At 67.1% G+C, this 19,494-nt stretch carries 18 protein-coding genes and 1 riboswitch; of the genes, 6 read left to right on the forward strand and 12 right to left on the reverse strand.

Annotation, left to right across the window (positions count from 1 at the left end; all coding sequences use genetic code 11):
- Positions 1-31: 31 nt before the first annotated feature.
- Both ACWCOM_RS12005 and ACWCOM_RS12010 read right to left on the reverse strand, forming a co-directional pair.
- On the reverse strand, positions 32-865 hold the full coding sequence (locus ACWCOM_RS12005; protein ID WP_454548978.1) for a heavy-metal-associated domain-containing protein: 834 nt from the start codon (positions 863-865) through the stop codon (positions 32-34).
- A 131-nt stretch (positions 866-996) separates the two neighbouring features.
- Positions 997-1,209 carry a heavy-metal-associated domain-containing protein gene (locus tag ACWCOM_RS12010; RefSeq protein ID WP_454548979.1) on the reverse strand — a complete coding sequence of 71 codons (213 nt, stop codon included), beginning with the start codon at positions 1,207-1,209 and terminating at the stop codon, positions 997-999.
- Positions 1,210-2,004: 795 nt separating this feature from the next.
- On the opposite strand from ACWCOM_RS12010, the gene ACWCOM_RS12015 reads away from it, so the two are divergent.
- Entirely contained in the window at positions 2,005-3,156 is a 1,152-nt protein-coding gene (locus ACWCOM_RS12015; protein ID WP_454548980.1) for a heparan-alpha-glucosaminide N-acetyltransferase domain-containing protein, read from the forward strand.
- 111 nt (positions 3,157-3,267) lie between these two features.
- On the opposite strand, the gene ACWCOM_RS12020 is transcribed toward ACWCOM_RS12015, so the two are convergent.
- The 3 genes from ACWCOM_RS12020 to ACWCOM_RS12030 form a co-directional block, all read right to left on the reverse strand.
- Positions 3,268-4,410: a sensor histidine kinase gene (locus ACWCOM_RS12020; protein ID WP_454548981.1), complete on the reverse strand. Its 1,143-nt coding sequence runs from the start codon at positions 4,408-4,410 to the stop codon at positions 3,268-3,270.
- Positions 4,407-5,129 carry a response regulator gene (locus ACWCOM_RS12025; RefSeq protein WP_454548982.1) on the reverse strand — a complete coding sequence of 241 codons (723 nt, stop codon included), beginning with the start codon at positions 5,127-5,129 and terminating at the stop codon, positions 4,407-4,409. The genes ACWCOM_RS12020 and ACWCOM_RS12025 overlap by 4 nt, the downstream gene beginning before the upstream one ends.
- A 1,250-nt stretch (positions 5,130-6,379) precedes the next feature.
- Positions 6,380-7,042 carry a C40 family peptidase gene (locus ACWCOM_RS12030; RefSeq protein WP_454548983.1) on the reverse strand — a complete coding sequence of 221 codons (663 nt, stop codon included), beginning with the start codon at positions 7,040-7,042 and terminating at the stop codon, positions 6,380-6,382.
- 5 nt (positions 7,043-7,047) lie between these two features.
- Positions 7,048-7,241: riboswitch (cyclic di-AMP (ydaO/yuaA leader) on the reverse strand.
- A gap of 597 nt (positions 7,242-7,838) precedes the next feature.
- Here ACWCOM_RS12030 and ACWCOM_RS12035 point away from each other — a divergent pair.
- The 3 genes from ACWCOM_RS12035 to ACWCOM_RS12045 all read left to right on the forward strand — a co-directional run bounded on the left by ACWCOM_RS12035 (position 7,839) and on the right by ACWCOM_RS12045 (position 9,907).
- Positions 7,839-8,249 (forward strand): four-helix bundle copper-binding protein, encoded by a 411-nt coding sequence (locus ACWCOM_RS12035; protein ID WP_454548984.1) that lies wholly within the window; start codon positions 7,839-7,841, stop codon positions 8,247-8,249.
- Positions 8,250-8,425: 176 nt separating this feature from the next.
- Entirely contained in the window at positions 8,426-8,935 is a 510-nt protein-coding gene (locus ACWCOM_RS12040; protein WP_454548985.1) for a DUF305 domain-containing protein, read from the forward strand.
- Positions 8,936-9,214: 279 nt separating this feature from the next.
- Positions 9,215-9,907, forward strand: a complete 693-nt coding sequence (locus ACWCOM_RS12045) for a DUF305 domain-containing protein (RefSeq protein ID WP_454548986.1) — start codon at positions 9,215-9,217, stop codon at positions 9,905-9,907.
- Positions 9,908-10,091: 184 nt separating this feature from the next.
- Here the strand turns inward: ACWCOM_RS12045 and ACWCOM_RS12050 are convergent, their stop codons facing one another.
- The 5 genes from ACWCOM_RS12050 to ACWCOM_RS12070 form a co-directional block, all read right to left on the reverse strand.
- A complete protein-coding gene (locus tag ACWCOM_RS12050; RefSeq protein ID WP_454548987.1) occupies positions 10,092-10,772 on the reverse strand; it encodes a DUF305 domain-containing protein in 681 nt (226 codons plus the stop codon).
- 43 nt (positions 10,773-10,815) lie between these two features.
- Positions 10,816-13,059 (reverse strand): copper-translocating P-type ATPase, encoded by a 2,244-nt coding sequence (locus tag ACWCOM_RS12055; protein ID WP_454548988.1) that lies wholly within the window; start codon positions 13,057-13,059, stop codon positions 10,816-10,818.
- Between the two features lie 55 nt (positions 13,060-13,114).
- Positions 13,115-13,444: a heavy-metal-associated domain-containing protein gene (locus ACWCOM_RS12060; RefSeq protein WP_454548989.1), complete on the reverse strand. Its 330-nt coding sequence runs from the start codon at positions 13,442-13,444 to the stop codon at positions 13,115-13,117.
- A gap of 97 nt (positions 13,445-13,541) precedes the next feature.
- Positions 13,542-14,687: a sensor histidine kinase gene (locus ACWCOM_RS12065; RefSeq protein ID WP_454548990.1), complete on the reverse strand. Its 1,146-nt coding sequence runs from the start codon at positions 14,685-14,687 to the stop codon at positions 13,542-13,544.
- A complete protein-coding gene (locus tag ACWCOM_RS12070) occupies positions 14,684-15,385 on the reverse strand; it encodes a response regulator transcription factor (RefSeq protein ID WP_454548991.1) in 702 nt (233 codons plus the stop codon). Before ACWCOM_RS12070 ends, ACWCOM_RS12065 begins: the two co-directional genes overlap by 4 nt.
- Positions 15,386-15,544: 159 nt before the next feature.
- Here ACWCOM_RS12070 and ACWCOM_RS12075 point away from each other — a divergent pair, with 159 nt between their 5' ends.
- Positions 15,545-16,417 (forward strand): F510_1955 family glycosylhydrolase, encoded by an 873-nt coding sequence (locus ACWCOM_RS12075; RefSeq protein WP_454548992.1) that lies wholly within the window; start codon positions 15,545-15,547, stop codon positions 16,415-16,417.
- A gap of 217 nt (positions 16,418-16,634) precedes the next feature.
- Here ACWCOM_RS12075 and ACWCOM_RS12080 read toward each other — a convergent pair whose 3' ends face one another.
- Positions 16,635-17,636, reverse strand: a complete 1,002-nt coding sequence (locus ACWCOM_RS12080) for a hypothetical protein (RefSeq protein ID WP_454548993.1) — start codon at positions 17,634-17,636, stop codon at positions 16,635-16,637.
- A 525-nt stretch (positions 17,637-18,161) separates the two neighbouring features.
- Here ACWCOM_RS12080 and ACWCOM_RS12085 point away from each other — a divergent pair.
- A complete protein-coding gene (locus ACWCOM_RS12085) occupies positions 18,162-18,803 on the forward strand; it encodes an NAD(P)-dependent oxidoreductase (protein WP_261766191.1) in 642 nt (213 codons plus the stop codon).
- A 30-nt stretch (positions 18,804-18,833) separates the two neighbouring features.
- On the opposite strand, the gene ACWCOM_RS12090 is transcribed toward ACWCOM_RS12085, so the two are convergent.
- The gene (locus tag ACWCOM_RS12090; protein WP_454548994.1) at positions 18,834-19,076 is read right to left on the reverse strand and encodes a hypothetical protein; all 243 of its coding nucleotides are present in this window, start codon (positions 19,074-19,076) and stop codon (positions 18,834-18,836) included.
- Positions 19,077-19,494 lie beyond the last annotated feature (418 nt).

The following is a 19,494-nucleotide window of genomic DNA, read 5'->3' on the forward strand; positions in this document are numbered from 1 at the left end:
GCGACGCTCTCAGTGGTGAGCCGGGACCGGGTCAGTGCCCGCCGTGGCCCTCGGCTGCAGTGCCGGCGGGGGTCCCGGTCTCAGCTGCCCCGGTGGTGTCGAGGGTGAATTGGGCGGTGCGAACCTGCCCGTCGACCTGGAAGTCGAAGTAGAGGTAGTAGCGGCCCCGACTCGGAGCCGTGGTGGCGAACTCGACGGCGGGCCCGGACGCCTCACCGGCGACCGGCTCAGCACCTTCGGGGTGGGCGTGCAGGTAGGCCAGGTCCCCGGCCCGCAACACCACCAAGTGCCCGTAGGCACCCAGGTAGGGCTCCAAGGTGGTGACCGGCTGTCCGTCACGGGTGACGCTGATGGCCAGTTCCGAGGTGGATCCAACGGACAGATCACCCTCCACGGAGATCTGATATCCATCGACCTCATCAGTGGTGGACGCCTCCGGGGTACCCGGGGTGAAGGCCCCGGCCACGTCCAGGGTGGAGGTCAAGGTCAGGTTCTGCCCCGCACCGATCGGCACGACGTCGGCGTAGACCCGGTAGGTGCCGGCCGCCTCCCACTGCCACGGCAGCGACCAGCGCCCGGCCTCATCCATCACCGGGTGCACGTGACGGAACCCGGTGCCATCGGAGCGCACCACAATCAGGTGCATCTGTCTCTCGTGGGAGGTCTCGAACTCAGTCACCGGGGCCCCGTCGGGGCCGGCGATCGTCAAGGACAACTCCCCAGCGTCCCCGGTAGTCCCCGGCGCGGAGACCTCCTGCAGTAGGTAGCCGCTTTGCTCCATGCTCACGCCCTGAGGGGTGCCTCCCGCGTGGTTGCCGGCGGTGGTCTCCACCGGGTCCTGGCCGCTGTCGGTGTGCTGGGTCATCTGGGTTCCTTCCGCCTGCTGTGTCCAGGCCGACACTGTCGTCTCTGGCACTATGGCTCCGGCCGTTGCGAAGGCCCCGGTGAACACCACCGCCAGCCCTGCCGCGTAGGCCCCTAGCCGTGCGGCGGCGTTCACACCGACCGCGCTGCCTGGTAACCGGCCTCCTCGACCGCGGCGATGACCGCTGCCTCGTCCACCGGCTGATCACTGGTGACGGTGAGCCGGCCGCTCTGGTGGCTGACCTCCACCCCGGTCACGCCCGCGACCTCCTGGACCTCCTCACGCACCGACATCTCACAATGTCCGCAGGTCATCCCGGTCACCTGAAACTGTGTGGTCGTCATGGTCTCGTTCCTCCCAACTTTGTACCCCTAGGGGGTATGTGTACGGGTACAGGTTTACCCCCCGGGGGTACATGTGTCAAGTGCTGGAGGAGGAGTGCGAGTGGTGGCAGGGGGAGGGGACGGCGGTATGGCCGCGGCGTGGTCCGTCGTGCTCTATCCGCGCGCTGCCCTGGGGAGATGAACACTGCGGGGGCCGGGTCTGGGATGCGTGCCGGTGCCGCAGACACATCAGAGGGGCGGGGGTGTCCTGGCTCGGTTCTCGCTCCCTTTTGGATCTCGAACGCACTCGTTGAGCTTTTCTCAAGACGACGTGAAGATTCCCTAAAGCTTGGTCTACTGGGTGCTCTGAGGGCTGATTTCCCGGGCCCCGAGGAGCACACTTTGCAAGTGAGAACCCCCAGTTCTCATCGGCCCGTGGACGGGCCATCGGGTGCCCCGGCTCTGCTCCCCAGAGGCTGGGTCACCCGTTTTTAGCGTGAAGGGCTGGCCGGGGCCCGGGGACCCTGCGGGCCTTGGGCGACCTCGGCAATCCTGCGCTGTGTTTCCTCGTCCTCGGTTCCTGCTTCGGCTCAGTGGGGCGCACCTGGGGTGCCTGCGGTCCCAGGGGATCTTCATGGGATCTTGAGGATCGCGCAACAGGCTCTCCAGGCGGGATGCCCACCCTTGGAAAAGGACGTTCCCGGATGCAACGGGACTTCATGGTCAACAGGGGGAAACGTGAGTACAAGATCAAGAGCGGGAGGGCCTCCGCCGGCGGGCCTTGGGGGCGCGGTGGTCCGGCCCACACACCGGTTGGTGGGGATCGATGCGGCGCGGGGGTTGGCCCTGGTCGGGTTGATGGCCATTCACCTGCTGCCGGCCTGGAACGAAGAGACCGGGGAGGCGAGCTGGTCGTGGCGGCTGTTCTCGGGGGACTCAGCGGCCCTGTTCGCGCTGCTGGCTGGGGTGGGGTTGGCGCTGACTTCCGGGGGGCGGCACCCGCACGAGGGTAGGACGATGGCCGCTGACCGCATCGGCTTGGTGGTGCGCGCGGTGCTGATCGCACTCGTGGGGCTGTGGATCGGGACGTTGATGTCGGAGGACCCGCCCGCCTACAACATCCTGATCTACTACGGGGTGTTCTTTCTGCTGGCGATTCCGTTTCTGCACGCGGGCCCGAAGGCTCTGTTCCTCTCCGCGGCGCTCTTCGGGGTGGTCTCCCCGATGCTGATGCAGGGACTCCAAGATGGGTTGCCCGCATTCGTCTCGTACAACCCCACGTTCACGGATCTGCTGACGCAGCCGGGTGCCACGGCCTCCCAGTTGTTGCTGACCGGGACCTACCCGGCCCTGCCGTACATGACCTATCTGCTGGTCGGACTGGGGCTGGGGCGGTTGAACCTGCGCAGGACGGAGGTTCAAGCCCGACTGGTCGTGGTAGGCGTGGGGCTGGCGATCTTCGCCCAGACCACCTCCTACGTCCTGCTCTATGCCTTCGGTGGCTACCAGCGGTTGCTGGATGCTTCCTCGATGGGTGAGCACGAGCTCGATGATGTGCTGGTCTGGGGACCGGACTCGCTGCCCACCGAGACCGTGTGGTGGCTGGCGATCGCCACCCCGCACACCAACACCCCGCTGGCGATCGCGGCCAGCCTCGGGGTGAGCCTGGCGGTGCTGGGGGTTTTCCTGCTGATCAGCCCGAAGATCGGGGCGTGGCTGTTGCCGCTGTCGGCGATGGGGGTGATGACCTTGACTCTCTACACCGCTCACCTGGTGGCGCTGTCCTTGGAGATCCACTACGAGTTGCCCTACCTGTGGTTCATGGTCCACCTGGCGGTCGCGGCGTTGTTCGCGGTGGCCTGGCACCGGGGTGTGGGGCAGGGGCCGCTGGAGAAGGTGGTCAGCACCAGTGTGAAAGGCACCCGCCGCCTGGTGCTGGGTGGGTCGGCCAACAACGGCCACGGATAGCCCAGACCGGCAGGCGCATCATGCGGGGTCGTGCCTGCTGCAGCAGGCGTGCTCTGTGCGGCAAGCACGACCCCGCCGCCGTCACACAACGATCTGGTGATGATGCTGGCATCAGACCGGGGGCGTGCGGCGGGGAAGGTGGATCCGGAAGCTGGTCCCCCTCCCGGGGCCGCCACTGGTGACCTCCAAGGTCCCGCCCTGGGCTTCGACGAGGGACTTGCTGATGGCCAGCCCCAGGCCGGAGCCTCCGCGGTGGGCCTCCCGGCCGGAGTTGGCCCGGTAGAAGCGTTCGAAGACGTGCGGGAGGTGCTCAGGGCCGATGCCTTCCCCGGTGTCGGTGACGGTGACGCTGACGGCCTCCGGGGTGTGGTCGGTGCGCACGGTGATGGCACCGCCGGATGGGGTGTGGCGCAGGGCGTTCTCCAGCAGGTTGCCCAACACCTGTCCCATCCGTTCCCGATCGACCAACACCGGTGTGACCTCCATGCCGGTGCCCACAGCGGTCACCGAGATGTCTTGGGCGGCGGCGTCTTGTTGGACGGCCGCGACCGCCTGGGCTGCCAGCCGGCCCGGATCCTGAAGCGTGAACTGCAGATGGGTCATGCCTTCTTCGGCAGCCGTGAGCTGGCGGATGTCACGGGCCAGCCGTTCCAGCCGGGCGATCTGGGCGTAGAGGATGCCGGTGGTCCGTTCATCCCACTCGACCACCCCGTCCTCGATGCCCTCCAGGTGTCCTTTGAGGCTGGCCAGAGGGGTGCGCATCTCGTGGGCCAGATCGGCCAGCATTTGGCGCCGGGTGGTGTCCACGGCGTCGAGCCTGGCGGCCATGTCGTTGAAGGACCCGGCCAGGGAATCGAACTCCGGGCCCAGCTTGGTGGAAGTGACACGCACGCCGTAGTTGCCGACGGCCACTTCACCGGCGGCGGTGCTGAAGGAGGCCAGGGACCGCCCGATCGTGCGGTAGAGGTAGAAAGTGAGCATCCCGGCGATGTAGAGCGCCGGGAGTCCTCCGATGGTCAGGGCGGTGAGACTCACCGAGCGGAAGGCGTCCTCCAGGTGCACCAGCCCGAGGGCCTCATCAGCGTGCCCGGACTCGACGAGCTCGTGATAGAACATGCGCGGCCCGATCAGCACCGCGGTGATCACCACGATGATCAGCCCGATGGCCAGCACCGCGGTCTGGGCCAGCATCAGCCGCACCGTCAGTGGGCTCCAGGACCAGCGGCGGGTGCTGGCGGAGACGGTGGTGCTCATCGTCCCGTGCCCATTCGGTAGCCGATCCCGCGGATGGTGTGGATGAACCTCGGGCTGGCGGCCTCGTCGCCGAGCTTCTTGCGGATCCGCCCGATATGCACATCCACCAGGTGCTCGTCCCCGGTCCAGTGCGTGTCCCAGACCATCTCCACCAGCTGCCGGCGGGAGAGCACCAGCTGCGGGCGGGCAGCCAGGCACAAGAGCAGGTCGAACTCGATCCGCGTCAACGCCACCGGTTCCCCGGCCAGGTGCACCTGACGGGAGTCCTCGTCCACCACCAGCTCCCCGATCACGAAGGCCTGCTGCCCTGACCGGGAGCCAGCAGCGGGTTCGGCGCCTCCCGTGCGGGCCCGACGCAACATGGCTTGGACCCGGGCCACGAGCTCACGCGGGCTGAACGGCTTGGTCACGTAGTCGTCAGCGCCCACGGACAGGCCCACGATCTTGTCCACCTCGTCATCGCGGGCCGTGAGCATCAGCACGTAACAGTCCGAGAAGGTCCGTACCTGACGGCACACCTCGATGCCATCGATCCCGGGCAGCCCCAGATCCAGCACCATCACGTCCGGGGTGAAGTCGCGCACCGCGGTCACGGCCTCGGTGCCGTCGTGGCGCACGGCGACCTCCAATCCGGCCTTGCGCAGATATTCCGCCACGAGCTGCGCCAGGTCGGTCTCATCGTCAACCACCAGGATCCGGCCGGTCGGGGGCGTGGGCATGGAAGGCTCCTTGATCAGTGGGTGAGGCCGTGGGGGCGGTAGAAGGCGTGGAGTGGTGCGGACGACGTCATGGATGCGGAGCCTCGGGATTATCACCACCCGCACCAGAAAAACCCAGACTTTCACTCTGCGGGCACGGTGGATAACCGGAAGCAGGGACAGCGTGATACCAGGAGGTCGTGGCGGGCTGTCCGAGACGGAGAGCCCTGGGGTCCTGCCAACGGTGTGCGGGTGCGGACACCCGTAGATCCACCAGATCCGCTCCACCCGCCCCCGGCAGTACATCGGTCGCCAGGGCGGACAGCGCCGCAGCATCGACCAAGGCGCAGGTGCTGGCCTCCACCCGCATAGTGAGGGCAACGCCTCCTGGCCAGCAGCGTCGCAGGTCACCGCCATAGGGCATCAGAGCCGGCCTCACGGGCTGGGCCAGGCAACCTTCCACGCGGACGGAGGTTCTCGGTGTCGCTGCCACCGTCTGCGTGCACATGTCGTTCCTTCCGCCACACATCGGTCAGCACGGGAGCCTCCGGCCGTGACCCCACCGGCCGAAACCGGGAAAGGGGCGAAAGCCTGACCATCCAACAGCTCCACGGCCTACCCAGCGGCTCCCGGCCGCGAATCAGCGCTGGTGGGTGGTGGCCCTGTCCTGAAGACCAGTCTGCGGGAGAGCCAGGAGGATCTAAGTCATTCACCCACTTCGCTCGGGAAAACGGCGACTGGCGCGGTTATGCCCCTCGACGGCACCCCAACAGTTTTTGGTGCCTCCCGGTGCGCTTCCCTGTACTTCTCGCCTTCAACGACGGGCCGATTTCTCTGGGGTCATCAAAGCTGCAGGTGTTGCCCGTTGGAGGGTGCTCTGGGGCTGTGCCGGGTCCTGGCATCAAAGGATCACCGATCCCCCCAGATTCACATGGGATGGGGCCATCGTCGACATCGACGCGGTTGAGCGCAGGCCACCCCACTGGGGTGCTCCCGGGGCGCCGACACGACGGTGGTCAAATGCTCGACACTCGAAGGTGCCCACAAGCGGGGAAACCGGGTGCGCGGAACCTGTCTGGCCGACAAGCAACCGCGCACCCGGAAGTTCTGCACCCGGGTGCGGTGAGCGCACGGCGGGTACATGGAAGAACAGGGTGGTGTCCGCAAGAAAAGGGAAGCTCACCGCCAGAGACGGAGGCGTCCTCGAGCAGCGGATGCAGCGACCGGGGCCCTCCGCGACGACTCACGGTCGTTGTGGAGGGCGGGCCGGGTCAGCGGTAGGTGTAGTAACCGTCCACCGGCATGGCGTTGACGGAGTGGACGAAGGTGCCCTGGGTGGGGTTCAGAGCGGAGATCATCTTGCCGCCGCCGATGTAGATGCCGATGTGGTTTCCGCCGTTCTGAGAGACAAGGTCCCCAGGCTGCGGGTTGGTCGTGGGGGTGGCCGCGGCGATCTGCTGGAAGCTGGTACGGGGCAGCTCGATGCCGTTCTGGGCGTAGACCCACTTCGTGAACCCGGAGCAGTCCCAGGCGCCGAAGGCGGTCCCACCCCAGACGTAACCGGTGCCGGCACCCTGCATCGCGGTGCCTACGATCCCGGACACGCCGGTGATCTCGGTGCTGTCCGTCGATTGGGTGGACACCGTCGTGGTCGACGCGTTCTCGTCAGCTGCGCTCGAAGCCTGAAGGGAGGCGGTGGCGACGGCCTGCGGGGCAACGGCGGCCTGGGGGGCCGTCGAGGAGTAGGTCGTCAGCGCGGAGGCGGGAGCCGAGTAGGCGGTGGCGGTGTCCGCGGGGACCTCGGCATAGGCCTGGGCCGGGGCGATGGAGCCGATCAGCGCCGCACCGGCGGCAGCGGCGATCGTGGTGGTGCGCACGGCACTCGAGGTGGTCTCGGCGCGGTGGCGGGCAGTGCTGCGTTTGAAAATAGTCATGGGTGTACTCCTCCCTTTGCCTACGAGGTGAGCTGTCGGATGCGGGTGGGAGACACCCGGCCGCCCCCGGACGCGAACATCCGGGGCGGCTTAACCCCTAGGCCCTGGATCACCGGGACCGAAAATGGTTCCCCCGCTTCTGCCAAGCGATGTCTTCTCAGGAACCCCGGGCACCGGCAGAATTCGGCGATGTGCGCGAGGATGCCGACCGGATCAATCAGTGGCACGCAGTGGACAATAGCCGACCCATAACAAAAGTGTCACATTTAGATCACGGCCGGGATGCTTCCTGCATTCGGCACTGAGAAGGTCGGCTGCCCATCCCCGGAAGGCCCGTTCCAGAAGCCGTGGATTCGTCTCCCCATCGGGCGCACCACGAGACACTCGACGCGCTAAAGCCTGTTTGACTAGGCGTAATGCCGTCGAAGAACGCCCTTCCATGAACACGAGCGCCGTTGACCCAGAGCGTAGAGTCGTGTCTGGCCCTCAGCATCCCCAGCGGTGGCGCCAAGATTTCCTTAGAAATTCACTGAGCTTCTTCCCAGGTTGGGAAGGACTGGGGGTGCCATTCCGAAACACGCGGCGGGATTTCTTCACGAAATCTCCATATTCGAATGGATTTACCGGGGTAAGGACCAATCGATGGGGTGTTGTTGGGTGTTATTGGAGGTGGGTATCTTCATCAAATCTTCAAGGTTTTGGGTCGCGTCACATGGAAAAGGCAGTCTACTGTCGATGGCATGGCGGGCTGGCTCCGGCCGGTTCGTCTCCCGTTGAACCGACGAAGGAGCAAGCCATGACCCATCACGTGAGCGCGATGCTGGAGACCTACCCGAAGGACCTCGGTGGGGTGGACAAGGAGAAGCTGGCCGCCTGTATCGAGGCGTGTTTCGAGTGCGCCCAGACCTGCACCGCCTGTGCTGATGCCTGCCTGTCCGAGGACATGGTCGCCGACCTGACCAAGTGCATCCGCACCAACCTCGACTGCGCGGACCTGTGCGAGGCCACCGGGCGAGTGCTCTCACGTCACACCGGCTACGACGCGAACATCACCTTGGATGCGATCCGCGCTTGCCAGATGGCCTGCAAGGCCTGCGCCGATGAGTGCGAGCAGCACGCGGACATGCACGAGCACTGCCGGATTTGTGCTGAGGCCTGCCGGCGTTGTGAGGCGGCTTGCGCCGAGCTGGTCGCCTCCCTGGGCTGAGCCGGCCCCTTCTGACCCATCACCCGGGCGGCGGGGGCGGTGAGAAGGTCCGTGGCCGGCTGGGATCGGAACCACGGGCCGCCCCAGACCCGTAGAAGGCAGGGCACCGCCATGACGCACCTGCCGTCCGGGTGGTGTCCCCAATGCACGAGAAAGTCACCAGAGCAACGAGGATTATGAGGACGAACGCGGGCGCCCGCCACCAGAGCCATGAGGACAAGGCCGGCCACCACGGCACCTCGAATCGGATGTACTGGATCTTCGGGGCCATCCTGCTGGTCAACCTCGGGCTGATGTGGGTGTTGACGATGTCGATGATCCGCACCTGGGACCACTTCTACTTCAATCCCAGCAACCTCTACATGGCGTTCATCATGGTCACCGCGATGGCCGTGCTCATGGTCGTGGGCATGTGGTCGATGTTCCAGAACACCAAGCTCAACATCGCCTTGCTCATCTGCTTCATCGCCCTGTTCATCGCCACGCTCCTGCTTGGGCGAGCCGAGGTCGGTGTGGGCAACGAGGGATTCTTGAAATCGATGATCCCGCACCACTCCCGGGCCATTCTGGTCTGCGAGGAATCGAACATCACCGATCCTGAGATCCAAGATCTGTGCGCCACCATCGTGGAGACCCAGCAGGAGGAGATCGCCCAGATGCAAGACATCCTCACACGCTACGAATGACCCGCTGAACGGGGGCCGACCCGGGCTGCGGGCGGCCGGTACTTGATGTGCACCATTGACCGGTTGAGGCCGCTGAGCGGCTCCCACCGGTGCAAGAGGAAACTCGGCCGGACGCCCGGCCCGAGCGCTCCAACCGGTTTCCTCTCCCCCCGTCTCCGGCACTGCAGACGGGTTCGTGCCTCCCACCGTGGCCAACCACGGTCCGCCCGAGGCCGCCCATCTAGTGGTTGAACCGGGTTCATCCTCCGGGCCTGTTCGCACCGAAAGAGAGACCTGATCATGCTTCCCACCCTCACCCGCGGCCGCCGTATCGCCGCAGCCGCCTCCAGCCTCACCCTCGCTGCCACCTTGCTGGGCGGAGCGACCGCCCCGGGTTTCGCCCACGGAGAGGCCACCCCCGTCTCCTCCCACTCCCAAGCAGAAATGCTGCAGCCGGACCCGACCTCGCCGACGGCCTACGAGTTCGGCGAGACCCTGGCCACCCTGGAGGGCGAAGAGCTGGAAATCACCTTCCTGGCCGAGATCATCCCGCACCACCGCGCCGCCATCGAGATGTCCCAGCTGGAGCTCGAGCGCGGGGTCAGCCCGGACATCCGGACTCATGCGGAGAACATCATCGCCAACCAGCAGCACCAGATCGACCAGTTCACCCGGTGGCTGGAGGAGTGGTACGGGCTGACCCCGGAAGAGGCCATGGCACAGGCCCCAGCCGAAGCCCAGGAGGAGATGAAGATCCTCGAGGAGGAGACCCAGATGATGGTCGAGGAACTCTCAGCCGTGGAGGCCGGTGAGGACTTCGATGTCGCCTTCGTGCAGAAGATGATCCCGCACCACCAGGCCGGGATCATCGAGTTCCTGGAACTGCAGTCCCGGGCCCCGCACGCCCAGCTGCGGGTGTCCGCCACCGCTGGTATCACCACCCAGCAGGCCCAGGTCGCCGATTTCCGCACCTGGCTGGCCGGCCGCGACTGAGATCTCGGACCAGCCACCGAGGCCCTGGCCTCACGGAAGGCTGACCTCATGGCCCACCGGTTGCCACCGGCCACGGGCGGGGGCCTCATCCATCTGGATGAGGCCCCCGCCCGTGGCCGGTGCAGCCCCGACTCGTGCGCCCAGGGCGCACGGTGGAGACCTGGTTGGGGTGACCCCGCAGGTATTAGCCCTGGATCTGCTGCAGCAGACGGTCCATTTCCTGGATCTCCGCTTCCTGGTCCTCAATCACCTTTTGAGCCATCTCGATGGCCTGAGGATTCTGGCCCTCGGCGACTTCCTCCTGGGCCATGTCGATGGCCCCGCGGTGATGGGCGGTCATCATGGTGAGGTACATTTCGGCGGCCTCGGTGTCCTCGGCGGCCTCCAGCTCCTGCATCTGCTCCTCGGTCATCATGCCCTCCATGCCCGCACCGGAGTCGGAGCCGTGGTCCATGCCCTCCATGCCGCCGGACTCCATCGAGGTGGGCTCCCCCCAGGTCTCGAGCATGGTCTGGAGCTGGTCGATCTCCGGGCCTTGGGCGGCGACGACCTTGTTGGCCAACGCCTCGACGTCCGGATCGAGATCGTCCTTGGCGAGCATCACCTCGCTCATCTGAACCGCCTGCTCGTGGTGAGGAATCATCATCTGGGCGAACATCGTGTCCGCGTCGTTGTGCTCCTCCGTGACCGCCTGAGCGGAGGTGGAAGGGGTGGCCGTGGCGGTGTCCGTGCTCCCCGCGCCGGCCGCCGCGGATGTGGTGGCCTCAGGTGCCTCACCGGCGGTCTCTTCGCCGCTGGTGCCGCAACCGGCCAGGGCCAGGGCAGAGGTCAGGGCCAGAGTGGTCAGGGTGGTCGAACGCTTCATGGGATCAGTCCTTTTCTTCATGGAGGGGTGGGAAATCGGTGAGTCAGTGGGTGGGGGCCGTCTCGGGCCGCTTCGATAGGGCAGCAGCCCGGTCCTCAGCATCGGTGGTCGCCAGGTGCGCCGGGTCCAGGTCGAGGCGGCGCAGCAACTGGGCGTTGAGGGCCACGACGATGGTGGACACCGACATCAGCACCGCCCCGACGGCCGGAGACAGCACGATCCCGACGGGCGCCAGGACGCCGGCGGCCAGGGGCACAGCGACGATGTTGTAGCCGGTGGCCCAGGCCAGGTTCTGCAGCATCTTTTTGTAGCTGGCCCTCGAAAGGTCGATCATCGACAGCACCGCGCGGGGGTCGTTGCCGGCCAGGACCACCCCGGCGGACTCCATGGCCACGTCGGTGCCGGCGCCGATCGCGATGCCGACCTCGGCGCGGGCCAGGGCCGGGGCGTCGTTGACGCCGTCGCCGACCATCGCCACGGTCAGCCCGCGGGACTGGAGCTCGGTGACCTTGGTGTCCTTGTCCTGGGGCAGGACCTCGGCGAAGACCTCGTCGATGCCCAGGTCGGCGCCCACAGCCTCGGCGACCTGGCGGGCGTCACCGGTGATCATGGCGACCTTCACCCCGCGGTCCTGCAAGGCTCGGACGGCCGCGCGGGACTCGGGGCGCACCTGGTCCTCCAGGGCGAGGGCACCGATGACTGTGCCCTCGCGCAGCACGTGCAGGACCCCGGCCCCGCGGTCGGTCCACTCCCGGGTGGCAGCGGCGATCGTGGCGGGGGTGGACAGGCCCAGTTCGCGCAGCATGTTCGGCCCGCCCACCATCACCTCGGCGCCATCCACGCTCGCGCGCACCCCACGGCCAGTGGCCGATTGGAAGTCGGTGCCGCGCAGGCCCAGGCGAGTAGCTTCGGGGTGGGCGGAGGCCGCCCGCACGATGGCTCGAGCCACCGGATGCTCGCTGTCGGCCTCCGCAGCGGCCGCGAGGGCCAGCAGCTCTCCCTCGGAGGTTCCGGGCACAGCGGCAGCGCCGGTGACAGCGTGGGCGCCCTCGGTGAGGGTGCCGGTCTTGTCGAACAGGACCACGTCGATGGTGCGCATCCGCTCCAACGCCATCCGGTTCTTGATCAGCACCCCGGCCTTAGCGGCGCGTTCGGTGGAGATGGCGATGACCAGCGGGATGGCCAGCCCCAGGGCGTGCGGGCAGGCGATCACCAGGACCGTCACGGTGCGCACCACCGCATCATCGGGCTGACCCAGCAGGGTCCAGGCGATGGCGGTGAGGAGGCCGGCGACCAAGGCGAACCAGAACAACCAGGCGGCCGCCCGGTCGGCTAGGGCCTGGGCGCGGGACGAGGAGGCTTGGGCGTCGGCGACCATGCGCTGGATCCCGGCTAGGGCCGTGTCGGACCCGACCGCTTCCACGCGCACCCGCACCGTGTTGTCGGTGGCCACGGTGCCGGCCACGACCGCCTCGCCCACCGTGCGAGAGACGGCCTTCGACTCCCCAGTGATCATGGACTCGTCGAACTCGGCCGACCCGCCGATGATCGTCCCATCAGCGGGCACCCGGGCCCCGGAGCGCACCAGGACCACATCGCCCACGGCCAGCTGATGAATCGCAACGGTGACGGTCTCACCGTCGAGGACCTTCTCGGCCTCATCGGGCAGCAAGGCGGCCAGGGCGTCCAGGGCGGAGGAGGCCGCGCCCAGGGCGCGCATTTCCATCCAGTGGCCCAGCAGCATGATCACCACCAGCAGGGCCAGCTCCCACCAGAAGTCCAGGTCAAAGCCGCCGATCCCCAGGGTCGTCACCCAGGAGGCGACGAAGGCCACCGTGATGGCCATGGCAATGAGCAGCATCATCCCGGGCTGGCGGGACTTCAGCTCGGTGAGCCCACCTTTGAGGAACGGCATCCCACCATAGAAGAAAATGATCGTGCCCAGCACGGGCGGGATCCAGGCAGAGCCGGGGAATTGGGGTACGTGGTAGCCCAGCAGGTGCCCGACCATGGGGCTGAAAATCACCACGGGGACCGCCAGTACGAGACTGAGCCAGAACTTGTTCTTGAACATCGCCGTGGAATGCCCGGCGTGCTCCCCGTGCTCGTGGACCACGTGATCCTCATCGAGGCCCGAGTGGGGGTGATCAGAGGGCATGGCCTGCCCGTGGGTGTCGGCATCGGCGTGGCGCCCGTGGCTGTGGTGGTCCAGGGGCTGCTCAGGGCCGGTGTGCTTGTGGCCCGGGACGGCGGGGCGGGGATGGTCGTGGTGGTGCGGGGTGCTCATGATGTGCTCCTTCCGCGCAGGCCCTGCAGAGGGGCCGAAATAGTCATGGGGCTCGTCAGGCGCTGACGAGGGTGTAGCCGGCGGCCTCCACGGCCGCGCGGACCGCTTCCACGGACAGCGCCCGATCAGCGGTGACGGTGACAGTGGAGATCCCCCCAGCCACCAGGTCGACGTGCACAGCGCTCACCCCCTCCACGGTGGTGAGCTCCTCGGTGACGCTGCTGGCGCAGTGGCCGCAGGTCATCCCCTCCACCTGGTAGGTCGCGGTTGATCCGGCCGAAGTCGTCCCAGCCGCAGGGACGGTGTGGTTGGTCGCCGGGGCCGGGGCGCAACAGGCGCAACCGGTGGAGGCCATCGGCAACGGGGAGCGGGTCGAGTTCGTCATCTCAAGTTCTTTCGATCGATTCGGGTGGTGAGGGTCGGAAACGTCCTCACCACCCCCAGGTATATACCCCCTGGGGGTATCGTGCAAGGGGGTGGAGTCATGCGGCGGCCCTGGCCTCGCGGGTGCGGTGCCGGGTGGGACGGGGGAGCTCCACGGTGAAGACCGATCCGGCCCCGGACCCGGAGGAGGTGACGCTCAGCGTCCCGCCGTGGGCTTCGACCAGGGCCCGGGAGATGGTCAGCCCGATCCCGGAGCCGCCGTGATCGCGGTCCCGGGCGGTGTCCCCGCGCCAAAAACGCTCGAAGACCTGGGGCAGGTGTTCGGCGGTGATCCCGTCGCCGGTGTCGGCCACGCTCAGGGCGAGCCGGTGCGGGCCGTGGGCGGTGGCACTGACGGTGACCGTGCCACCGGGTGGGGTGTGGCGCAGGGCGTTGGTGAGCAGGTTGCCCAGCACCTGACCGATCCGCTGCCGGTCCACCTCCACGACCCTGCCGACGTCGCCGGCGTCGAGCACCAGGTGCACACCCTTGGCGGCGTAGGCCTCCCGGTGGGCCTCGACCGCGGTGCGCAGCAGCTCCTCGACAGGTTGTGGAGAGCAGTCCAGCTCGATCCGGCCCTCCTCGGCCCGGGAGACGTCGTGGATGTCCTCGACCAGCCGGGTCAGGCGCGCTAGCTGGTCGGTCATCAGCGCCCCGGTGGCCTCGTCCCAGTGCGTCACCCCGTCCTGGAGGGCTTCGCAGTAGACGGACAGCACCGAGATCGGGGTGCGCATCTCGTGGGCCAGGTCCGAGAGCATCCGCCGGCGGGTGTCCTCGGTGCGCTGCAGCCGGGTGGCCATGGTGTTGAACGAGGTGGCCACCGCGTCCACCTCGGTGCCGGCACCCAGGGCCGGGACCCGGGTGTCGTAGCGCCCGCGGGCCATGCCCTGGGCTGCGGCGGTGAGGGCGGCCAGGGGCCGTTGGAGGCGGCGGGTGAAGAACCAGGTCACCGCCGTTGCGCACACCGCGGCGGTGCCCAGGGCCACGGCCAAAATGATGAGGTTGGTGTCGCGGTAGGCCTGCTCCACATGGAACAGTTCCGGGGAGTTCTCCGCGTGCCCGGCCATGATCAGGTGCTCGTGGAAGATCGGGGGTCCGGCCAGGGAGGCGACGACCACGGCGGCGAGGATGCTGGCGGCCACCACGATGGCCTGGGCCAGGAAGAACCGGGAGGCCAGCCCCCGGCTGGGGCGCTGGCCGCTCACCGGGTCACCATCCGGTAGCCGACCCCGCGCACGGTGTCGATGAAGGCGGTCTGGTCCTCGCCGAGTTTCCGGCGCAGGTGACCGATGTGCACGTCCACCAGCCGTTCATCGCCCACCCAGGCCGGACCCCACACGGTGTCGATGAGCTGGCGGCGGGTGAGGGCCTGGTACGGGCGGGACGTCAGAGCGGCCAGCAGGTCGAACTCGGTACGGGTCAACGCCACCGGCTCACCGCCCACCCGCGCCTCGTAAGCCGCGAGATCGACGGTCAGCTCCCCGAACACCCGGGTTGGCTCTACCACGGTCAAGGTGGTGCGAGGTCGGCGCAGCACCGCGGCCACGCGGGCGACGAGCTCGCGCACGCTGAAGGGCTTGGTGATGTAGCCATCAGCTCCCGCGGCCAGCCCGGCCAGTTTGTCCTCCTCCTCGCCGCGGGCGGTGAGCATCAGCACGTAGCACTCGGAGAAACCCCGGAGCCTGCGGCACACCTCGATGCCGTCCAGTCCGGGCAGCCCCAGATCCAGCACCATCACGTCCGGGGCCTGGGCGCGGGCGGTCTCCAGCGCCTCAGGCCCGGTGTGGGCGGTGGCCACGTCGTAGCCGGCGCGGATCAGGTAGGTGGCGATCATCTGGGCCAGGGGCTTCTCGTCGTCGACCACCAGCACCCGCCCGGCCACCGCATCGATGCCAGGAGTCATGACTTCAGTGTCCCCCTCGGCCCCAGGTGCACCGGTGCCGGATGCAGGTTGAGGGAGGAATCTTCGTCAAACCTTCACGGAGAACGCCGCAGGGCCCCTCCCCGGACGATTGACAATGGGGGATGGCCCTCGCGAGGTGGTGCGAGGCGGAAAGGACCCATGAATCCCCTGACCCGTAGAACCCTGCTCGTCGGCGGCCTCGGCCTGCTCGGCACCGGCGCCCTGGCCGCGTGCTCCTCCCCGGCACCACCGGCACCGGCCGGAGCGAGCAGCACCGGCACGGCGATCACCCACGTGCACGCCATCACCCGCGACACGGTAACCGGGGGCGGAGCAGGGGCAGCAACAATCCTGCTGGCCACCCACGAAGGCCTGTTCCGCCTCCAGGACCGAGAACTGACCCAGGTGGGCCCGGTCGTGGACCTGATGGGCTTCACCGTCACGCCCGAGGGCCGCTATCTGGCCTCGGGCCACCCCGGCACCGGCACCGATCTGCCCGAACCGGTCGGACTGATCGAATCCACCGATCAGGGCCAGACCTGGGAGGTGCTCTCCAGGGGCGGGGAATCGGACTTCCACACCCTGGCCGCCGGTCCGCACAGGGTGCTCGGCTTCGACGGGCAGCTGCGCGCCAGCTCCGACGGGCGCACCTGGGACACCCTCGAGATACCCTCCGCCCCTGCCTCGTTGGCGATTGCCCCGGGCACAGGCACCGTGGTGGCCACTACCGAGGACGGCGTCATGCGCTCCGACGACGGCGGGGACACCTGGGGCACTCTGGATACCCCACAATTGATGTCCCTGGTGGCCTGGGCCGACGACACCACCATCGTCGGTGCTGGGATCGACGGGCGCCTGCTCACCAGCACCGACGCCGGGAAGACCTGGACGGCCAGTGCCCAACCGATCGGGGAGATCACCGCACTGGGGGCCAGCCTCACGGAGGACGGCAGGGCCGAGGTCCTGCTCGTGGTCGACGGGACTGTGCTGCGCACCACCGACGGAGGCAACACCACCGAGCTACTGACGTAATTCATAGGGCTGTCTCTCTAGTGGCGCAAAAGCGACAGTCCTTTCCCTCGTGAGCGTCTTTGGCCAGCGGAAGACAGGGTCGGCGCAGCTCATTAAGCTTTACATATGGCCGGCTACCGGACACCGACCATGTCCTTCCGGGCAGGGCAACAGCGGCTTCCCGGTGTAGCAAAGCCCCCGGTAAATCACCGGGGGCTTTGCTAATCTCCTGCGGGTGCTACTGCACGTCGACGAATACCTTGTCGCCGAGCATGCCAGGGGTGACGGCGAGAACGCCTTGGTCAGCCGTCGTGGTCGGCACTTCAAAGGCTGCATTGCCTGTTGCCGTGCCATCCGTGTAGAGCGTGCTCGTGGTATCGATCGCCTCCGGTGCGACGACGGCGTTGTCGAAGCTATTGACCGTCGTGCTGTCTGCTGTCACGTACTCGACTGTGACGAAAGCCGGCATCTGCCCCTCTGGGTCATCGCCCAGGTAGGTCGTGGAGTAATTCACGAGCATGTACTCCGAGCCCTCGGCAGGCGGCTCGTTGAATTCATTGGCAGAGACAACGGCGTCCGTGGCGGCGAGGGTGACGGAGTTGACGACGACGCGCCATTCGTCGGACTCGATCACCGAGCCGATGGGGTAGGGGTTCCCGCGCGTTCCGGCTTCGGCGGCCGCGTCTCCCTCGGCGGCGTCTTCCTCGGCTGCACCATCATCGGCAACCGCGTCATCAGACGGTTCGACGACGGTGGTGTTCCCACTGTCGAACGCCTCATCGAAAGAGGTCGCGACGACGGTCAAGAACACGACGACTCCGACAACCGTGCCCACGATCGAAAGGATCACAGCGGTGATGCCCATCCACTTGGACTTGTCCTTAAGGAACAGGGAAACGAGACCCAGAACAAAGGCAATCGGCAGTAAGATCCAGCCGACGATGAGGGCGCCGGGGATGCAGGCGAAAACGAAGCCGAGCACTGCTGTAATCAGCGCGATGAGCCCCACAACGTTCGACTGCTTTTTCGCCTTGGTCTGCGGAGGCGGAAGCATCTGGGTGGACGCCCCCTGGTCAAAATGAGCGGGGAAGGGTTGTTGCGCCTGGTGGGGAGGGATTTGCTGTGTGCCCTCCCTGGGGGGTTCTGATGGTGTCATTGCCCAATATTTGCAGATGCGAAAGTCCCACAGCGTCAAGACACGACGCCGCCGCCCTGCACGAACTCGTGTCGAGGTGATCATGCCGGAGCGAGACTCCTCGGCGCTTCCTGCGGTGCGGGTGAGGCGCCGATGAACGCCGTGCACCCAGATTCCGTCTCGGCCAGGCGGGGGCGAGGATAGACCTGAGCTGAGACTTTGTGCTTATGACTTTACATAATTACACTTATCGGCGCTCTATCCACGGGAGTTCTCGCAGCTGGTGGAACTCCCGTTCGGCCGATTCTGCTGCGGTTCCGCGGTTCGCGGCGGACGGGTTGGGTCGTCGAGCTCGTGGTGCCGGCGTCCTCCGCGCAGGCCAGCATGGAGAACTCTCGTTTCATGAGAGTTCGCGCGTTCAACTGGGCTGTGGAATGGCTCCTGGTCGTGTTCCTGGGCTCTTCGTCGACCATGGATCCCATGGTTGCGGGCGCCCGAGGCGAACGGGAGGCGATGGCCGTGCGGTATCGCCGCGCCGCGAATCCGGCACCTTCCCCCGCGCACGCCGAAGAAGACACCGCGTAAAATCAGTGCGCTGACAAACTTTTCGTGATGAAGGTGGGGGAAGTCATGAAGGTTGCTGTGTTCGGGGCTGCCAGCATCATGGGATGGGAGGTCGTGGATGACCTGCTGTTCCGTGGTCACGAAGTCATCGCCTGCGTGCCTGACCTGGACCGATGCCCTCCCTGGGGGGACGGGGTGGAGGTGGTCGCCGGGGCCGTCACGGACACCGCGATCGTGGACGCCGTGGTGTCCAGGGCGCAGGCCGTGGTCAACGTACTGGGCCCGGGCCGGGAGCAAGAGGTTCCGGGGCCGTCCTTGGTGCTGGGGACACAACTCATCGTGGCTGCCATGGCCGCTCATGGAGTGCATCGCTACGTCGGCCACGGCTCTCCTGCGGTCAGGATGTGCCCCTTGGACCAGCCCACCGCCCGGACCCGATGGCGCCGGCGTGTGACCAAATGTTTGCACCCACGGGCGAATCAGGTGCACAGCGCCATGCTGGAGACGGTGACCAACTCCCAGTTGGACTGGACGATCGTGCGCTTCATCCGCGCCCGGGGCGGAGATGCCCGCGGGCTGAGGTACGTAGGGTTCTTCGGTCACGACGACATCGGGCACTCCGCCACCGAGGTGGACATCGCCCGATTCACCGCAGCCCAGGTCCTGGAGACCGCCTACATCGAGGAAGCTCCGGCCGTCAGCAACTGAGCTGGCTCACCACCCCGAGGCTGTGCAGAGTCATCCGGCGGTGACGGGCTTCTCGGTGCGCAGGCAGTGCTGGTCGGTGGAGAGCATCTTCCTGGCCCCGAGGCCCCGCTCCCGGATCCACACCACTCCCAGCTCGGGGGCGATCTCCTCCACGACGCCGGTGTGGCATAGCATTCCGTTTTCCCAGGCCTCGAGGTGCTCCCCCAGCCGCAGCGCGCTCAGCTTGCAGGTCGACCCGTTGTCCAGCTCACGAGCACTCGTCTCGGCATCCATCAGGTCCACCTTCATCTCGGTCCATTAATCAGCGTGCTTCCCAGTATGGGGTGCCCATGTGTCCGAGAGGTGTCACCGTCTCGTCTGCACCGCAACGACGGAGCGCACGAGGGCAGGACCTGAGCGCCTCATGCACCTGAGGCAGACCGCGATCCCCCTCCGCTGCTCTGGTGTCTGGGCGGCGCATGCTCCAGGTAGTGGTTAATGCAGGCGTATCCGCTCTGAGGCGCAGAGAGGCTGACACGACTCCAAACACCCATACACAGGGCAGGCCCTAAGCCGACTCAGTGACCATAGTGGCCGGCCCGCCGACGAGGGCCGGCCACAGCTTCCCAAATCCCGACTCGAAATCCAGGACTCGATAGACGATGACTCAAAAAGCTCACAACAGCCCAGAATCGAGTCACCCCGGCCGGCT

The sequence above is a fragment of the Kocuria sp. KH4 genome, assembly GCF_053711175.1.

Coding starts and splice junctions, on each gene's coding strand:
- ACWCOM_RS12040 (WP_454548985.1), top strand. CDS start 8,426: ATGAGGACGAACGCGGGCGCCCGCCACCAGAGCCATGAGGACAAGGCC.
- ACWCOM_RS12020 (WP_454548981.1), bottom strand. CDS start 4,410: ATGAGCACCACCGTCTCCGCCAGCACCCGCCGCTGGTCCTGGAGCCCA.
- ACWCOM_RS12045 (WP_454548986.1), top strand. CDS start 9,215: ATGCTTCCCACCCTCACCCGCGGCCGCCGTATCGCCGCAGCCGCCTCC.
- ACWCOM_RS12025 (WP_454548982.1), bottom strand. CDS start 5,129: ATGCCCACGCCCCCGACCGGCCGGATCCTGGTGGTTGACGATGAGACC.
- ACWCOM_RS12005 (WP_454548978.1), bottom strand. CDS start 865: ATGACCCAGCACACCGACAGCGGCCAGGACCCGGTGGAGACCACCGCC.
- ACWCOM_RS12030 (WP_454548983.1), bottom strand. CDS start 7,042: ATGACTATTTTCAAACGCAGCACTGCCCGCCACCGCGCCGAGACCACC.
- ACWCOM_RS12035 (WP_454548984.1), top strand. CDS start 7,839: ATGACCCATCACGTGAGCGCGATGCTGGAGACCTACCCGAAGGACCTC.
- ACWCOM_RS12075 (WP_454548992.1), top strand. CDS start 15,545: ATGAATCCCCTGACCCGTAGAACCCTGCTCGTCGGCGGCCTCGGCCTG.
- ACWCOM_RS12055 (WP_454548988.1), bottom strand. CDS start 13,059: ATGAGCACCCCGCACCACCACGACCATCCCCGCCCCGCCGTCCCGGGC.
- ACWCOM_RS12060 (WP_454548989.1), bottom strand. CDS start 13,444: ATGACGAACTCGACCCGCTCCCCGTTGCCGATGGCCTCCACCGGTTGC.
- ACWCOM_RS12010 (WP_454548979.1), bottom strand. CDS start 1,209: ATGACGACCACACAGTTTCAGGTGACCGGGATGACCTGCGGACATTGT.
- ACWCOM_RS12070 (WP_454548991.1), bottom strand. CDS start 15,385: ATGACTCCTGGCATCGATGCGGTGGCCGGGCGGGTGCTGGTGGTCGAC.
- ACWCOM_RS12050 (WP_454548987.1), bottom strand. CDS start 10,772: ATGAAGCGTTCGACCACCCTGACCACTCTGGCCCTGACCTCTGCCCTG.
- ACWCOM_RS12080 (WP_454548993.1), bottom strand. CDS start 17,636: ATGATCACCTCGACACGAGTTCGTGCAGGGCGGCGGCGTCGTGTCTTG.
- ACWCOM_RS12085 (WP_261766191.1), top strand. CDS start 18,162: ATGAAGGTTGCTGTGTTCGGGGCTGCCAGCATCATGGGATGGGAGGTC.
- ACWCOM_RS12090 (WP_454548994.1), bottom strand. CDS start 19,076: ATGGATGCCGAGACGAGTGCTCGTGAGCTGGACAACGGGTCGACCTGC.